This is a genomic window from Comamonas sp. GW821-FHT11H03 (genome assembly GCF_058807955.1).
This window is the reverse complement of sequence record NZ_JBXARF010000003.1, coordinates 159,209-174,196: the sequence shown is the minus strand read 5'-3', so window position 1 is coordinate 174,196 and position 14,988 is coordinate 159,209. Positions and strand designations below refer to the sequence as shown.

Genomic DNA, 14,988 nt, shown 5'->3' with positions numbered 1-14,988 from the left:
AGCCGCCAGCCAAGGCGACCTAGGCATTGTTTTAGTTTGAAGCCCCTCCATGTCCCGGACACTGCAACTGACCGAGCAGCTTATCAGCCTGCCCTCCGTCACCCCCGAAGATGCTGGCTGCCTCGAGCTGCTCGCCGACGCCCTGACACCCATGGGTTTTACCTGCGAGCGCCTGGATAGCGGCCCCGCAGACTTCCGCGTTCAAAACCTGTGGGCAAAACGCTCTCCAACGCAGAATCAATCTACACAAGACGCCATCAGTTCAGATAGGCCTGTGCTGGTCTTTGCTGGCCATACCGATGTGGTGCCGCCCGGCCCGCTCAAGGAATGGACCAGCCCGCCTTTCGTGCCCATGCACCGCGACGGCAAGCTCTACGGTCGTGGTGCCAGTGATATGAAGACCTCCATTGCCGCCTTTGTCGTGGCGCTGGAAGAGTTCCTGCAGGCCACGCCCGAACCCGCCTTCGACATCGCCCTGCTGCTGACCAGCGACGAGGAAGGCCCCTCGATTGACGGCACCAAGGTCGTGGTCGAAGAGCTGCGCCAACGCGGCGAGCGCCTGGACTGGTGCATTGTGGGCGAACCTACCTCGGTCAAACAGACCGGCGACATGATCAAGAACGGCCGCCGCGGCACCATGAGCGGCAAGCTCACCGTCAACGGCGTGCAAGGTCATATCGCCTATCCGCAACTGGCACGCAACCCCATTCATGAGGCCTTGCCCGCACTCGCCGAACTCGCGGCCACGGTCTGGGACCGCGGCAATGCGTTCTTCCCGCCCACAAGCTGGCAGATCAGCAATATCCATGGCGGCACGGGCGCCAGCAACGTCATTCCCGGCCATGTGGTGATCGACTTCAATTTCCGTTTCTGCACCGAGTCCAGCTCCGACTCCCTGCAAAAACGCGTGCATGAGGTCCTGGACCGTCATGGCGTCGAATACTCGCTGGTCTGGACTGTGGGCGGACAACCCTTTCTGACCACGCCGGGCACCCTGGTGCAGGCCGTGCAAGCCGCCGTCAAGGATGAGACCGGACTCGATACCGAGCTGTCCACCACAGGCGGCACCAGCGATGGCCGATTCATCGCCCAGATATGCCCTCAGGTCATCGAGATGGGCCCGCCCAACGCCAGCATCCACAAGATCGACGAACACATCGCCGTGGCCGATATCGAGCCGCTGAAAAACATCTACCGCAAGACTCTGGAACAACTCCAGCGCCAGCAGACCGCACCCCAGACCACATGAGCAATACCAGCCCCACCCCGATCTCAGGCAATACCGTTGCCGAACTGATTGCCAGCGGCGCTCAGGCTCTCACAGCTGCCGGCGTGGCTTTTGGCCACGGCACGGCCACGGCAGAAGACGAAGCGGCCTGGCTGGTGCTCTGGAAGCTGGGCCTGCCCCTGGACAGCGAGCTCACTCCAGGCGCGCCGGAATCCGTGGAGAACCAGCCTGTATCCCTTGATATACGAGCGCAAATAGCTACTCTTTTTGAAGAACGCATCCGCAGCCGCAAGCCCGCCGCCTATCTGACGAACGAGGCTTGGCTGGTAGGTGTGCCCTTCTACATTGACGAACGCTCCATCGTGCCGCGCAGCTTCATCGCCGAGCTGCTGGCCGATGGGAGCATCGACGACTGGCTGTCCGACAAGACCGTGCAGGTGCTCGACCTATGCACCGGCAACGGGTCTCTGGCCTGCCTGGCCGCCATGGCCTATCCCGAAGTCCGGGTGACCGGTGCCGATATCTCGACCGATGCCCTGGCCGTCGCCCGTATCAATGTGGACAAGCACGGGTTGCAGGATCGCGTGACGCTGCTGGAGAGCAACGGAATGAGCCAGGTGCCCGGCCCCTGGGATCTGGTACTGTGCAACCCGCCCTACGTGAACTCCGACAGCATGGGTAAGCTGCCTGCCGAATACCAGGCCGAGCCCGAGCTGGCCCTGGCCGGCGGCGCCGACGGCATGGACTTCATCCGCCAGTTGCTCCAGGACTTGCCTGCGCGCCTGAACAAGGACGCCGTGGTGGTGCTGGAGATCGGCAATGAAAAGCCGTACTTCGAGGCAGCCTTCCCCGATCTGCCCGTGTTCTGGCTCGACACCAGCTCAGGCGACGAGCAGGTGCTGCTGATTACCGAGGAGGCGCTGCGCCACTGGTCCGAGGGCAATACCGCAGCCTTGCAACTGTAAGTTCTTTGTCTCTCACCCAAGGCACAGGCTGCTCAAAGCCCTGTGCCTTTTTCTCTATGCAGGTCCTTGAACAAGCGCTCAAGCACGCTTGAAGGCACCCAGATAGCGAAAACCGCCGCCCGCAATCTGCAGACCATCGCGCCTGCCTGCAAAGAAGCAGGCGTCGAGCTGCGCAGGCCCCAGATCCTCTTCCACCTCGAAGCCCGCCGCGACCAGCAGCCGTGCGCTGCGGTGTGATGGATGCATGCCATGGTTCGCCACCTGCCGCCATCATCTGCGCCGTAAACTGCATCATCATCTGCTCCATGGGGCTGAGCTGCTGCTCATCCACTCTGTAGTCCAGCATGATGGTCGACCCTGTTGCCAGACGGCTCAGTGCAAATATTTCGCGCTCAACGGACTCATCCTCAAATACGCCAGCAGACCCGGCATCAACAGGCTGACTGGTGAATCGAGATCCATGCCAGAAGCCTTCAAGCCCTGCACAGTCCCGGTGTCACGCAGATCAATGCCAAGCTGACACAGGCTTGAGGGCAAGTCCCAGCCATTGCGCTCATACAGCCAGGTCTTCCAGGTCAGCAATGCCGGCTGATCCAGCTCAAAGATGTGGACAGCAGGCAGCTAAGCCGCCATGCGCAAGGCCCAGGTATCCAGGCCTGCGCCCACGATGGCGTATTGCATGCTTCCCTAAGCCACGGCATCCCGCAGACGGTCTTCGGCCCATCGGGTCCGGGCCCAGATGCCGGCACGAAGCGACCATGAGGACACATCGCTATGCACCAGAGGCTGACGCAGCAGCTTTGCTGCTTCCGCGCTGCCGAGGGCAGGCCACGGCAAAACGGTCAGCGAAAACCGGCTCGCCCTCCAAAATCTGATGAACGGCGCGTGCCATGGCAACACACAGAGCCGAGGGGCTGGGGCAATCAATCGCAGTCATCGCGGAACTCCTTGCTGTTTCGACAAAGAGCACAGCTTCAGGCCTGCAGTGACAGCTCCCGATAACGCACGCGCAGTTGGCGTGCGACGGCAGTCTGGGCCGCAACGCACCGTGCCAGCAGCTTTTCGCCACTGGCGGCGTATACCTCCCAATCCGGCCCCGTATAGCAGTCAAGCCCCTGCAGCTCCGCAGGCGTCAGATGACGCTGCAAAGCAGCCCTCCTGAGGCCGATTGCCTGCTCCAGATAGGTCGGTAGTTCAGGCTGAATCCCTGCAGGCCGAGACGTCTGCGGCTCGTGTTCATGCATGCGGACTCAGTCCTGGATCAGGCCCAACCGTCCGCGAAAAACCGTCATCGCCGCATTCATCCAGCGCTGTGTCAGCAGTTGCACCTGGGCGGTACCGTCCCCGGTCCCTCGCGCGAGCACCTTAGCAGGGCATTAGCCACAGGCTGCCAACGTGGCCTGGGCCTGTGCCAGCGTCCCAGCATCTGTCATATGCCAGCAGCGGGCAGATACAGCCGCCGTGATACAGGTGCCCGCCAGGGAAACAAATGCCCAGACATTTGGAGTCGGCCGGGCTTGTTTGCTGCAGCAAGACTCAGTACGACATCATGCGTGTCGCCAGCTTCGAGATGGGTGTGCGCACCAACCCCTCCACGCGTGCTGGCAGCAGCATCGGCTTGAGCAGCATGCGCACGGCCAGGTCGGCAGGCAGGCGACGACTGACCAGCTCGTAAATGCGCTGGGCCATGTCTTCGAAACGAGTGCTGCTATCGGCGAAATAAGAGCCCTTGTGCGCCCAGACGTGACGCAGCGCGATATCCGAATCGCTCTCTCGCAACTCCTTGAGGCGACCATACAGTGCCTTGGCAATGCGCGTGCGGCCCACAGGCGACTGCTGCTGCAGCTCCTTGAAGTACTTGAGGAAATGCTTGAAGTGGTTGACCTCGTCGTTGCGGATATTTCCCAGCAACTCGCTCAGAACCGGCTCGTCGCTGAGTTCGCGCAAGGTGTGATAGTAGGCTGTCGTGCCGGTCTCCACCACGCAGCGCGCCACCATTTCCAGGCGCGGGTCGGGGTAAAGCTCCTCCATGGTGCACAGCTGCGAATATTCGGCGAAAAAACTGTCGTAGGCTTTTTGCCAGGGAAACTCCGGCCACACGGCTTCAACATAGGCCCGCAGCGCTTGTCCGTGCTGCAGTTCTTCGCACTCCCATTGATCTTTGAGCCAGATCGCGATCTCGGGCCAGGCAGCGTAATGCTGGGCCAGGTTTGCCGCGTAGGTATCCGAGCCGGTCTCGATGAACGAGGCGCTCATCAGCAAGAAGAACAGGTCCTGGTTGTGCTCTATGGCGCGGCGATCGATGGCAGAGAAGTCGATGTTTTCAATGCGCCAGTGGGCAGAGCCGTTTCTGCTCGGGGTGGTTGAAGGTGAAGATAGGGACACGTTTTGCTGCATCAGTTGTAGGACCGACATACTGAATCTGCCGGGCTTCAGACTTGGAGATATGCCATCTTGTCGACATTTGGCCCTTACGCCATGTCAGATTACACCGACATTACAGGAGACTAACAATTCTTCAAATAGCCTTCTACAGGCTTTCATACTGGCTTTCAAGCTGATTTTTCGAGTTGCAATCATGGATCTGCGTGCGCTTCGCTACTTCATCACCGTGCTGGAGGTCGGCTCGATCTCGCGGGCGGCCCATTCGCTCTATGTGGCCCAGCCGGCACTGACGGCGCAGATCAAGAAGCTAGAGTCCGAGCTCGGCGTCCAGCTGCTGGAGCGTACCCATGCGGGAGTCACGGCGACGCCCGCAGGTACCCGGCTGTATGAGGATGCGCGCCGCCTGCTCTCCGATGCCGACGCGATGTGCGAACGCCTGCAGCGCCTGCCCATGGGGCCCGAAGGCTCGGTCAGCATTGCCATGCCGTTCTTGCTGACAGGCCTGCTCATGGGGCCGGTGATTGCCGGCTTGCGCCAGAGTCACCCGCGCATACGGGTGTTTGTGCTCGATGACTCCAGTCTGATGGTGCAAAAAGCCATGCTGGAGCGTCGCGCCGATCTGGGCGTTCTGGTCGATACAGCCAGTCTGCAAGGCCTGCAGGTGCAGCCCATGGCCACCGAGCCCATCTATTTCTGCGGCCATGACGCACAGGGCAAGGTCGCGCCCCTGCTGTATAGATACAGCACGGCGCAAAACACTCCCTGCCTGGACTTTGCCCATGCTGCAGCACAGCCACTGGTACTGCAGTCACGGCGCTTTTCCATACGCCAGACGGTGGAGCAGGCCGCCAGCGATCTGCAGCTCGGTTTGAACATCGTGCACGAACATGACTCGGCCCGTGTCATTCGCTCGCTCTATCAATGCGGCGGAGGCTTTACCTTCAGCCCCGCCTGCTCGGTGGCCGAGAGCCCGCAGCCCCAGAACGCCGGCAGTGCCTGGATCGTGGCCAGAGTCTGCAACCCCGATCTGCAACGACGCTACTACCTGGCGCGCCAGCCCGGCCGCGCCCACGATGCTGCGGTACAGGTGGTTCAGGACGCCCTGCTGCTGCAGGTCCAGGCCATGATCGGCGAGGGCCGCTGGCCAGCCCGCTGGGACTACGCTGCAGCATAGAGCGCACTCAAGCACGGTAAATACAGCGGCCAGCCGCCTGCAGCACAGGACAAACCCGCAGCGCGGCGGTCTGCAATCAGACTTGGCATGCGCAAGTCATTGATTTCTTGAGTCATCAAAAATATTGATGTCCATGGATAAACAAACGGTATTTCCTTGATCTCCTTCGTTTTGGGACAGTCCAAGCAGATGCCGCACATCGGTGCGGCGCGGCTTCAACAAGGACTTGCCCATGACCACTGCTTTGCCCATGGCCCCTATGCCGGGCGCCCCTATATCCAATGTCGGTGCACTCGTTGCGCGCTGCTGCCGTCTGTATGCTGACCACCTTGCCGTGACCAGCGCCAGCAAAAACCTCAGCTACGCCGCACTGGAGCGGCGCAGCAACCGTCTGGCCAATGCCTTGCTGGCTCAGGGCCTGCAGCGTGGTGACCGTGTGGGCATCTACCTGCCCAACTGCACCGAGATCGTAGAAATCGAGCTGGCCTGCTACAAGGCCGGTCTGGTCAAGGCTCCGTTCAACGCCCGCCTGTCACCCCGTGAGGTGATCGAGATAGCCGACAACAGCGATGCAGCCCTCATCGTCACCACGGCGGAACGTGCCGAGAGCTTTCGCGCCCAGCTACGCAACCCACAGGTTCGGCTGATACTGCTCGGCGACAATGAAAACAATAGCTATGAGCGATTGCTGGAAAAGGCTTCAGAGCAATTCTCAGCAGTATCCGTGCATGAGCACGAAGTAGCCGTGCTGCATTACACCTCTGGCTCTTCGGGCACGCTCAAGGCCGCCATGCAGACCTTCGGCAACCGCTTGGCCCAGTTGCGCAAGTTCCTGATGCGCGGCGAGGGCATGCAGCCTGGTCATACCCTGGGTCTGGTGGGCCCTGTCACTCACGCCTCGGGCATGCAGCTGATGCCCACACTGTGCACAGGCGCCACCATCCATCTGTTCAGCAGCTTCGAGCCTGCGCGCTTCCTGCAGGACATGCGCAGCCTGCGCGTGACCCACACCTTCATGGTTCCGACCATGATCAATATGCTGCTGGCAGAGACCGCCGGCCGCTACCGCCCTCTGCCCGATCTGCAGCGCCTAGGCTATGGCGCCGCCCCCATGGCACCGGCCCGCATTCTTCAGGCCATGGATGTGTTCGGCCCCGTTCTCAGCCAGGGCTACGGCGCGGGCGAAACCACCTCAGGCGTCTGCGCGCTCACCGTGCAGGACCATCTTTATGCCCGCGCTGCCAGGCCCGAGCTGCTGTCCTCCTGCGGGCGGCCTTTTCTCGAGTCCTGCGTGGAAGTGGTGGATGACGAAGGCAGGCACCTGCCCCAGGGTGAGGTGGGCGAGATCGTGGTCAGCGGAGCCGACGTGTTTGCCGGTTACTGGCGTGCCCCCGAACTGACGGCGGAGGTGCTCAAGCACGGTCGCTATCACACCGGCGACCTGGCGCGTGTCGACGAGCAAGGCTTTGTCTACATCGTGGACCGCAAGAAAGACATGGTGATTTCAGGTGGCTTCAATGTCTATCCGTCCGAAGTGGAGGCCGTGCTCCATGAGCATGCGGCGGTGCAAGACGCCTGTGTGTTTGCCATACCCGACGACAAATGGGGCGAAGCCGTGGCTGCCCACCTCGTGCTCAAGCAGGGGCAGACACCCGGTGACGCGGGCATCAAAGAGGCCATCGACCGCTTCTGCGCCGAGCGCCTGGGTGGTTTCAAGCGCCCGCGCCATATCGAGTTTGTGCAGCAGTTGCCCAAGAACCCGAATGGCAAGGTCATGCGCAAGACCGTTCAAGCGCCCTACTGGGCCAATCACAGCCGAAAGGTGAACTGAGATGAATGCCAAAGACCCCATGCAAACCACATCCCCATCCCCGAGCTCTGCCTTGCTTGCCATGCCGTTTGAGGGCTCGTCGCGCGCGGCCGAGCTCATTGCAGCCCTGCAGGATTTCTTGCAGAGCGAGCTGGCAGAGCTGGCCCAAAAGCACGGCATCAGCCATGACAACAGCGCCAGCAAGGAGTTGCTGCAACAGGTCTGGAAGCGTTCGCGCGAGCTGGGCTTCTACGGCATGACGCTGCCAAGCGCCATGGGCGGCGAAGAACTCTCGGTGCTGGACCAGGTGCTGATCAAGGAAGCCATCTATGCCAGCGGCTCGCCGTTCGCGCCTCATGTGCTGGGCGAACTCAGCGGCCCGCCCCGTATCGGCTCTCTGGTGCGCAAGGCCACTCCTTTTCAGATGGAGCAGTTCATCGCGCCCGTGGCGCGCGCCGAAAAAGCCATCTGCTTTGCCCTGACCGAATCCCAGGCGGGATCGGATGCAGGCGCCGTGCAAACCAGGGCTGTGCGCGAAGGCGAGCACTATGTGCTGACCGGCCGCAAGCGCTTTATCTCAGGATCGCCGTTTGCCGACTTTGCCGTGCTCATGGCATCCACCGCCCCCGAGGGCAGCGCCGAGCGGGAGATCAGCGCCTTCTTTGTGGACCTGGCCGCCCCCGGCGTGGAGGTGGTCAGCGGCTACAAGACCATGGCCGGGCAGTCGCACACCGGCGATATTCATCTGAACGCCGTGCGCGTGCCCGTGGCGCATCTGATTGGCGAGCCTGGCCGCGGTCTGGGCCTTGCGCTGGGGCGCATTACCGTCAACCGACTGCTGCACTGCCCCGCCATGCTGGGCCTGGCTCAGTGCGCGCTGCGCGACGCGCGCGACTATGCGCTGAGCCGCCAGCAGTTTGGCCGCAGCATTGCCCAGTTCCAGTCCATACAGCACATGCTGGCCGATATGGCCACCGACTGGATGGCCGCCCGCGCGCTGATGGTCCAGACCGCCCGCGCGCTGGACGCTGGCCTTGATGCACGCGCCCAGGCTTCGATGAGCAAGCTGTTTTGCTCGGAAAAAGCCTTTGCCATCGCCGATCGCGCGGTGCAGATCCACGGTGGCGAAGGCATTGTCCAGGGACGTCGCGTCGAGTTTCTGTTCCGCATGCTGCGCATGTACCGTGTGCTCACGGGCACCAGCGAGATCCAGCGCAACAACATTGCCAAGGAACTGCTCATGCCCTGACGGGACATGACCAGGCAGCTATAAAAACAGGAGACAAAATGAGCAAGCAATCCTTGATCCCCTCTGTCAGCAACAGCGCGCGCCGCCAGTGGCTGCGCATGGCTGGCGCAAGTCTAGGCGCCGCAGGCCTGGGCACTGTGGGTCTGTCCGCCCGGGCCCAGAGCTGGCCCAGTCGTCCCATCAAATGGGTGGTTCCCTATATGGCGGGTACCGGTCCGGACAATGCCGCGCGCATCATCTCCGAGGCGCTGGGCCAGCAACTGGGCCAGCCTGTGGTGATCGAAAACCGGCCCGGCGCAGGCGGCAACATTGGTGCCCGCCAGGTCGCTCGCGCCGCCGCAGACGGCTACACCCTGCTGTATTCAGGCTCGCCCATGGCAGCCGCCATGCGCATGTACAAAAACCCGGGCTTTGAGGTATTCAAGGATTTCAGGCATGTGATGGGCATGTCCCGCTCGGACATTCTGCTCGTGGTCCACCCCGGCTCCGGACTGCGCAGCCTGGCCGACCTGATCGCCGCCAGCAAATCCCGCGATATCGACTACGCCTCTGGCGGTGTGGGCACGCCGTCGCACCTGGGGGTGGAGCTGCTACTCTCGGCGCTGCAGATCAAGGCCACGCATGTGCCTTACAAGGGGGCATCCGATCTGGTCAATGCAGTGCTCGGCCAGCAGGTGGTGTTTGCGGCCCCTATCTTTTCCGTCGCCTACCCCCATGTGCAGGCCGGCAGGCTGATACCGCTGGCAGTCGCTGGCGAGCAACGCAACGACAAGCTGCCCCAGGTCCCCACGCTGGAGGAAACCGGCGTGAAGAACGTGCATCTGAGCTCTTGGGGCGGCCTGTCCGTGCCCAGGGACACGCCACAAGCCGTCACCACTAGGCTGAGCAACGCCATGGATGCGGTGCTGAGCCAGCCCAAGGTACGCCAGCTGCTGGAGATGGATGGCGGCAAGGTGCAGATTCTGGACTCCGCAGCCTATACCCAGGCGTTCGAGCACGAGCTGAAATTTACCGAAACCATGATGAAGCGCATAGGGCTTCAAGCGGTATGAAGACTCAGACTGAGCCGCCGTGACCGGGGCACGCGGCCGCCTGCTCAATCCCGCAAGCTCCTGGGTCTGCGGGCATTCGCGGATAATCGGCCCCAGTCATGATCAGTCTCAAGAACATCACGCTGCGCCGCGGCACCAAAGTCCTGCTCGACCAAGTCAGCACCACCATCAACCCGGGAGAGTCCGTTGGCCTTGTCGGCCGCAACGGTGCGGGCAAGTCCAGCCTGTTCGCCCTGCTCAACGGCAGCATCAGCGAAGACGGCGGTGATTTTTTCATCCCTCCGCAGTGGCGCATGGCACAGGTAGCCCAGCACATGCCGGAAACCGACGAATCTGCCACCCGGTTCGTACTGGATGGCGACACCCGTCTGGCCGAGCTGAACGCCCAGTTGGCTGCCGCCGAAGCCTCCGGCGATGGTATGGAAATCGCCCAAGCCTATGTGGATCTGGCCGATGCCGGTGCACATGATGCGGAATCGCGCGCCCAAGCCCTGATTCTGGGCCTGGGCTTCAAGGTCTCCGAGCTGGATCACCCCGTCAACAGCTTCTCGGGCGGCTGGCGCATGCGCCTGCAACTGGCCCGTGCACTGATGGCCCCAAGCGATCTTCTGCTGCTGGACGAACCCACCAACCACTTGGACCTGGATGCCCTGGTCTGGCTGGAGGCCTGGCTCAAGCGCTATAGCGGCACGATGATCGTCATCAGCCACGACCGCGAATTTCTGGACGCCATCACCAACGTCACACTGCAGATCCAGGGCGGCCAGATCAACCGCTACGGCGGCAATTACTCGCGCTTTGAAGAGCTGCGCGCCCAGCAGCTGGAGCTGCAGGCGGCCAGCTTTGCCAAGCAGCAGGAAAAAATGGCTCACCTGCAGAAGTTCATTGACCGCTTCAAGGCCAAGGCCAGCAAGGCCAAGCAGGCACAAAGCCGGGTCAAGCAGCTCGAGCGCATGGAAAAGATCGGGCCGGTGCTGGCAGAAGCCGAGTTCACCTTTGAATTCAAGGAACCCGCCAATCTGCCCAACCCGATGCTGGCGATTACCGATGCCAGCTTCGGCTATGAAGACGAAGACGGCAAGCAGACCACCATCTTGCGGGGCGTCAACCGCTCCGTGCTGGCAGGCCAGCGCATCGGCATTCTGGGGGCCAACGGACAGGGTAAATCGACCCTGGTCAAGACCATCGCCCGCGAGATGAAGGCGCTGGCCGGAACCGTCACCGAAGGCAAGGGCCTCAATATCGGCTACTTTGCCCAGCAGGAACTGGACGTGCTGCGTCCCGGCGAGAACCCGCTGGAGCACATGGCACGTCTGGCCAGGGAACTCGGCGCTGCCGCACCTGCAGCCAGCCGCGAGCAGGACTTGCGCAACTGGCTGGGCACTTTCAACTTCAGCGGCGACATGGTCAAACAATCTGTGGGCAGCATGAGCGGCGGCGAAAAAGCCCGCCTGGTGCTGGCCATGATCGTCTGGCAACGCCCCAATCTGCTGCTGCTGGACGAGCCTACCAACCACCTGGACCTGGCCACCCGCGAAGCGCTGGCCATGGCGCTCAACGACTTTGACGGCACCGTCATGCTGGTCTCCCATGACCGCCACCTGCTGCGCGCCGTATGTGAAGACTTCTGGATGGTGGGCCGCGGCGTTGTCGGCCCCTTCGATGGCGACCTGGACGACTACCAGCGCTATCTGCTGGAAGAGTCCAAGCGCCTGCGTGAAGAAGCACGCAATGCCGAACAGCAGGCCGCGAGCACGTCAAAGGTGCAAACTCAGGAAGAAATCAAGCCAAATCCGCCTGAAGTCCTTGTGCCAAAAGCGCCAGATACTCCTAAAGTGGAAGCATTCAGCGACACCGCGGCCGACCCTAGGGAAGCCCGACGCCTGGCTGCTGCGGCGCGTCAGCAACTGGCCGAAAAGACCAAGCCTTTCAAGAAAGAGCTGGAACAGATCGACAAGACGCTGCCCAAGCTCAATGCCCAGCGCAGCGCGCTGGAAGAAAAGCTGGCCACGCCCGGCCTGTCCGGTGGCGATATCGTGGAAGCCGGCAAGCAGCTCAGTGCCGTCAACGCTGAAATCGATCAACTGGAAGAGCGCTGGCTGGAGCTTTCGGAGCAGATCGAAGCCCTGTCCACCGAAACCTGCTGAGACCGTAAAGCAAGCCCTGCCATTGCCCAGCATTGGCAGGGCGCTATTCATTTTGAAGATGTACAGCGCCTGCTGACAACATCAGCAAACGTGAGTTGCATTTTCTTGCGCTGTTGATTCAGCTTCTTGTCAACCTACAGTTCAGGCCGGGCGTTGAACACGCAAAGGAGTGAACTGCAATGACCACCACTGTTACCGACACCGCCAAAGCCCAGCCTGCGAAGGCAGCAGCAGCTATGTCTCTGATGGCCTGGCCCTGGGATGAGCGCGATCGCAAGCGTGTCCCCGCATTTGCAGCCTGATTATCACTGGATAAAAAAACAGGTAAAAATTTTCCAAAAAGCTGTCAACGAGCTGAATCCGTCAGACGTTAAACAGACATACAGGAGAGATTCCCATGCAAACCACGAACATCATGTCCATCTGGCCCGAAGACGAACGCGATCGCAAGCGTTAAGCGCTCGCCGCGCAGCACTGTGCAGACCAAAGCGCAGTGTGTTGCAGCCAGGTGCCCGGGCAGTCGGCACTGATAGGCCAAAGAACCTACAAGCCTTACTGCCCCACGCTCAACCAGTCGCTTTGCGAAACGGCACAGAAGCTCAAGACCCGCATGATTGATTTCTGCGGGTTTTGTCATTTGGGCATCGTCGCGCTCTTTGCCCACAGGCTTGCAGAGAAAAGCAGCAAGGACATGAAAAAAGGAGCCGAAGCTCCTTTTTGCCAAATGCCTGAAAAGGCTTAGTGCATGTGCAGGCCGCCGTTGACAGCAAAGTCCGCACCTGTGGAGTAGCTGCCCTCTTCGGAAGCCAGCCAGGAGATGATGGACGCGATCTCGCTGGGCTCGCCCAGACGCTTGACGGGCACGCCCGCCACGATCTTGTCCAGCACATCGGGGCGGATGGCCTTGACCATATCAGTGCCGATATAGCCTGGGCTGACCGTATTCACGGTCACGCCCTTGGCGGCCATCTCTTGCGCCAGTGCCATGGTAAAGCCATGCATACCCGCCTTGGCTGCCGAGTAGTTGGTCTGACCGGCCTGGCCCTTGGCGCCGTTGACCGAGCTGATGTTGATGATGCGACCCCAGCCCTTTTCCACCATGTCTGCCACCACCTGCTTGGTGACGTTGAACATGGAGTTGAGGTTGGTTTCGATAACCGACTTCCAGTCGTCCGGCGTCATCTTGACGAACATGCGATCGCGGGTGATGCCCGCGTTGTTCACCAGCACATCGATGCTGCCGTGCTCCGCCTTGGTCCGGTTGAAGGCTTCTACGGTGGATTCCCAGTCCCCCACATTGCCGACCGAGGCATAAAACGTGAAACCCAATTGCGCCTGCTCGTCCAGCCACTTGCGGTAGTCGCGCGATGGTCCGCAACCCGCGATCACCTTGAAGCCATCCTTATGCAAACGCTGGCAGATTGCGGTACCGATACCGCCCATGCCTCCCGTGACGTACGCTACTTTCTGACCCATTCATCTCTCCTGTCAATCAATGGTTATTTCACGATCACACTATCAACGATAAACATTTTTAGAGATTGCTTATCGTTTTGAACGCCACACACCCTGCACGCTGGCCATACCAGTATGCAATCGAGTAGGTCCGAATGAACCCGCTTTCGCCGTGGTTTACCTCGTGATCTTCCCTAGGGTCGATGAGAGGCTGGCTTCAGCGGGCTTCCCAGACTGCACCGGTCTTCAGGAGCACCGGAGCAGTCTGCAATCCTGAAGCCTCAGCAGGCTTCCACAGCCATAGCAACACCCATGCCACCGCCGATGCACAGGCCGGCAAGGCCCTTCTTGGCACCGCTGCGCTGCATTTCATGCAGCAGCGTCACCAGAATGCGGCAGCCCGATGCACCGATGGGGTGACCGATGGCAATGGCGCCACCGTTGACGTTGACCTTGGCGGTGTCAATGCCCAGATCCTGGTTCACCGCACAGGCCTGTGCGGCAAAGGCTTCGTTGAGCTCGAACAGGTCCACATCTGCCGCCTTCCAGCCGGCACGATCCAGCGCCTTGCGCGTAGCGTAGACCGGGCCCAGGCCCATGACCTCAGGAGCCAGGCCGCTGGTGGCATAAGAGACGATCTTGGCCAGAGGCTTGAGGCCCAGAGCCTTGGCCTTGGCAGCCGTCATCACCACCACGGCCGCGGCTCCGTCGTTCAGACCGGAGGCATTGCCAGCCGTCACCGAACCGGCCTTGTCGAAAGCGGGCTTGAGGGTGGCGAGCACATCGGCATTGGTCTTGCGATTGACGTATTCGTCAGTGTCGAACACGATGGGATCACCCTTGCGTTGGGGAATGTTCACAGGAACGATTTCGTCCTTGAACTTGCCCGCATCCTGCGCGGCCGCAGCCTTTTGCTGGCTGGCCAGCGCCAGCGCATCCTGCTGCGCGCGGCTGACGTTCTTTTCCTTGGCCACGTTCTCGGCAGTGATGCCCATGTGGTACTGGTTGTAGACATCCCACAGGCCGTCCACGATCATGGTGTCCACCATCTTCCAGTCACCCATGCGCTGACCATCGCGCGAATTGGGCACTGCATGGGGCGACAGGCTCATGTTTTCCTGGCCGCCGGCGACCACGATTTCGCTGTCTCCGGTTGCCACGGCCTGAGCCGCCAGCATCACGGCCTTCAGGCCGGAGCCGCAGACGGCATTGATCGTCAGCGCAGGTGTCTCCTTGGCAATGCCGGCCGCCATCATGGCCTGACGCGCAGGGTTCTGTCCGGCCGCCGCCGTCAGCACCTGGCCCATGATGACTTCACCGACCTGGTCCTTGCCCACCTTGGCACGGGCCAGAGCCTCGGAAATCACGGTCGCACCCAGCTGGGTTGCAGGAATCTTGGCCAGAGAGCCGCCGAACTTGCCGACCGCCGTACGCACGGCGGAAACGATAACGATGTCTTCCATTGCTGACGAACCTTTCTAGGTTTCTTACAAGTGATGCATGCGTGCGGGTCGCATCCTGTT

At 61.3% G+C, this 14,988-nt stretch carries 15 protein-coding genes; 8 read left to right on the top strand and 7 right to left on the bottom strand.

The features are described 5' to 3' along the window. Nucleotides 1-49 precede the first annotated feature (49 nt). Nucleotides 50-1,249, top strand: a complete 1,200-nt coding sequence (gene dapE, locus AC1RTQ_RS09155; RefSeq protein ID WP_492875098.1) for a succinyl-diaminopimelate desuccinylase — start codon at nucleotides 50-52, stop codon at nucleotides 1,247-1,249. Next, entirely contained in the window at nucleotides 1,246-2,193 is a 948-nt protein-coding gene (gene prmB, locus AC1RTQ_RS09150) for a 50S ribosomal protein L3 N(5)-glutamine methyltransferase (RefSeq protein WP_492875097.1), read from the top strand. The genes dapE and prmB overlap by 4 nt, the downstream gene beginning before the upstream one ends. Nucleotides 2,194-2,271: 78 nt before the next feature. Here prmB and AC1RTQ_RS09145 read toward each other — a convergent pair whose 3' ends face one another. From AC1RTQ_RS09145 to AC1RTQ_RS09130, 4 genes are all read right to left on the bottom strand, one after another. Then, entirely contained in the window at nucleotides 2,272-2,439 is a 168-nt protein-coding gene (locus tag AC1RTQ_RS09145; protein WP_492875096.1) for a hypothetical protein, read from the bottom strand. 126 nt (nucleotides 2,440-2,565) lie between these two features. Then, complete coding sequence (locus AC1RTQ_RS09140; RefSeq protein WP_492875466.1) at nucleotides 2,566-2,799, bottom strand: class I SAM-dependent methyltransferase; 234 nt, start codon at nucleotides 2,797-2,799, stop codon at nucleotides 2,566-2,568. Nucleotides 2,800-3,167: 368 nt separating this feature from the next. Next, nucleotides 3,168-3,437, bottom strand: a complete 270-nt coding sequence (locus AC1RTQ_RS09135; protein ID WP_492875095.1) for a hypothetical protein — start codon at nucleotides 3,435-3,437, stop codon at nucleotides 3,168-3,170. A gap of 292 nt (nucleotides 3,438-3,729) precedes the next feature. Beyond that, nucleotides 3,730-4,590 carry a ferritin-like domain-containing protein gene (locus tag AC1RTQ_RS09130; protein WP_492875464.1) on the bottom strand — a complete coding sequence of 287 codons (861 nt, stop codon included), beginning with the start codon at nucleotides 4,588-4,590 and terminating at the stop codon, nucleotides 3,730-3,732. A 181-nt stretch (nucleotides 4,591-4,771) separates the two neighbouring features. On the opposite strand from AC1RTQ_RS09130, the gene AC1RTQ_RS09125 reads away from it, so the two are divergent. Further along, nucleotides 4,772-5,752, top strand: a complete 981-nt coding sequence (locus tag AC1RTQ_RS09125) for a LysR family transcriptional regulator (RefSeq protein WP_492875094.1) — start codon at nucleotides 4,772-4,774, stop codon at nucleotides 5,750-5,752. Nucleotides 5,753-5,848: 96 nt separating this feature from the next. Here AC1RTQ_RS09125 and AC1RTQ_RS09120 read toward each other — a convergent pair whose 3' ends face one another. Continuing rightward, nucleotides 5,849-5,986, bottom strand: coding sequence for a hypothetical protein (locus AC1RTQ_RS09120; RefSeq protein ID WP_492875093.1), 138 nt, complete (start codon nucleotides 5,984-5,986; stop codon nucleotides 5,849-5,851). Here AC1RTQ_RS09120 and AC1RTQ_RS09115 point away from each other — a divergent pair. The 5 genes from AC1RTQ_RS09115 (at nucleotide 5,985) to AC1RTQ_RS09095 (ending at nucleotide 12,312) form a co-directional block, all read left to right on the top strand. After that, on the top strand, nucleotides 5,985-7,583 hold the full coding sequence (locus tag AC1RTQ_RS09115) for a class I adenylate-forming enzyme family protein (protein ID WP_492875092.1): 1,599 nt from the start codon (nucleotides 5,985-5,987) through the stop codon (nucleotides 7,581-7,583). The two genes, AC1RTQ_RS09120 and AC1RTQ_RS09115, sit on opposite strands and share 2 nt — an antisense overlap. Nucleotide 7,584: 1 nt before the next feature. After that, entirely contained in the window at nucleotides 7,585-8,811 is a 1,227-nt protein-coding gene (locus tag AC1RTQ_RS09110; protein WP_492875091.1) for an acyl-CoA dehydrogenase family protein, read from the top strand. A 38-nt stretch (nucleotides 8,812-8,849) separates the two neighbouring features. Beyond that, the gene (locus AC1RTQ_RS09105; RefSeq protein ID WP_492875090.1) at nucleotides 8,850-9,863 is read left to right on the top strand and encodes a Bug family tripartite tricarboxylate transporter substrate binding protein; all 1,014 of its coding nucleotides are present in this window, start codon (nucleotides 8,850-8,852) and stop codon (nucleotides 9,861-9,863) included. Nucleotides 9,864-9,961: 98 nt separating this feature from the next. Then, nucleotides 9,962-12,010, top strand: coding sequence for an ABC-F family ATP-binding cassette domain-containing protein (locus AC1RTQ_RS09100; RefSeq protein WP_492875089.1), 2,049 nt, complete (start codon nucleotides 9,962-9,964; stop codon nucleotides 12,008-12,010). A gap of 179 nt (nucleotides 12,011-12,189) precedes the next feature. Then, complete coding sequence (locus tag AC1RTQ_RS09095; protein WP_492875088.1) at nucleotides 12,190-12,312, top strand: hypothetical protein; 123 nt, start codon at nucleotides 12,190-12,192, stop codon at nucleotides 12,310-12,312. A 436-nt stretch (nucleotides 12,313-12,748) separates the two neighbouring features. Here AC1RTQ_RS09095 and phbB read toward each other — a convergent pair whose 3' ends face one another. Further along, on the bottom strand, nucleotides 12,749-13,486 hold the full coding sequence (phbB, locus tag AC1RTQ_RS09090; protein ID WP_492875087.1) for an acetoacetyl-CoA reductase: 738 nt from the start codon (nucleotides 13,484-13,486) through the stop codon (nucleotides 12,749-12,751). 260 nt (nucleotides 13,487-13,746) lie between these two features. Next, on the bottom strand, nucleotides 13,747-14,928 hold the full coding sequence (locus AC1RTQ_RS09085; RefSeq protein WP_302090542.1) for an acetyl-CoA C-acetyltransferase: 1,182 nt from the start codon (nucleotides 14,926-14,928) through the stop codon (nucleotides 13,747-13,749). Nucleotides 14,929-14,988: the final 60 nt, after the last annotated feature.

Excerpts from the sequence above, each read along its gene's own strand:
- dapE (WP_492875098.1), top strand. The coding sequence starts at position 50 with ATGTCCCGGACACTGCAACTGACCGAGCAGCTTATCAGCCTGCCCTCC.
- prmB (WP_492875097.1), top strand. The coding sequence starts at position 1,246 with ATGAGCAATACCAGCCCCACCCCGATCTCAGGCAATACCGTTGCCGAA.
- AC1RTQ_RS09145 (WP_492875096.1), bottom strand. The coding sequence starts at position 2,439 with ATGCATCCATCACACCGCAGCGCACGGCTGCTGGTCGCGGCGGGCTTC.
- AC1RTQ_RS09135 (WP_492875095.1), bottom strand. The coding sequence starts at position 3,437 with ATGCATGAACACGAGCCGCAGACGTCTCGGCCTGCAGGGATTCAGCCT.
- AC1RTQ_RS09130 (WP_492875464.1), bottom strand. The coding sequence starts at position 4,590 with ATGCAGCAAAACGTGTCCCTATCTTCACCTTCAACCACCCCGAGCAGA.
- AC1RTQ_RS09125 (WP_492875094.1), top strand. The coding sequence starts at position 4,772 with ATGGATCTGCGTGCGCTTCGCTACTTCATCACCGTGCTGGAGGTCGGC.
- AC1RTQ_RS09115 (WP_492875092.1), top strand. The coding sequence starts at position 5,985 with ATGACCACTGCTTTGCCCATGGCCCCTATGCCGGGCGCCCCTATATCC.
- AC1RTQ_RS09120 (WP_492875093.1), bottom strand. The coding sequence starts at position 5,986 with ATGGGCAAGTCCTTGTTGAAGCCGCGCCGCACCGATGTGCGGCATCTG.
- AC1RTQ_RS09110 (WP_492875091.1), top strand. The coding sequence starts at position 7,585 with ATGAATGCCAAAGACCCCATGCAAACCACATCCCCATCCCCGAGCTCT.
- AC1RTQ_RS09105 (WP_492875090.1), top strand. The coding sequence starts at position 8,850 with ATGAGCAAGCAATCCTTGATCCCCTCTGTCAGCAACAGCGCGCGCCGC.
- AC1RTQ_RS09100 (WP_492875089.1), top strand. The coding sequence starts at position 9,962 with ATGATCAGTCTCAAGAACATCACGCTGCGCCGCGGCACCAAAGTCCTG.
- AC1RTQ_RS09095 (WP_492875088.1), top strand. The coding sequence starts at position 12,190 with ATGACCACCACTGTTACCGACACCGCCAAAGCCCAGCCTGCGAAGGCA.
- phbB (WP_492875087.1), bottom strand. The coding sequence starts at position 13,486 with ATGGGTCAGAAAGTAGCGTACGTCACGGGAGGCATGGGCGGTATCGGT.
- AC1RTQ_RS09085 (WP_302090542.1), bottom strand. The coding sequence starts at position 14,928 with ATGGAAGACATCGTTATCGTTTCCGCCGTGCGTACGGCGGTCGGCAAG.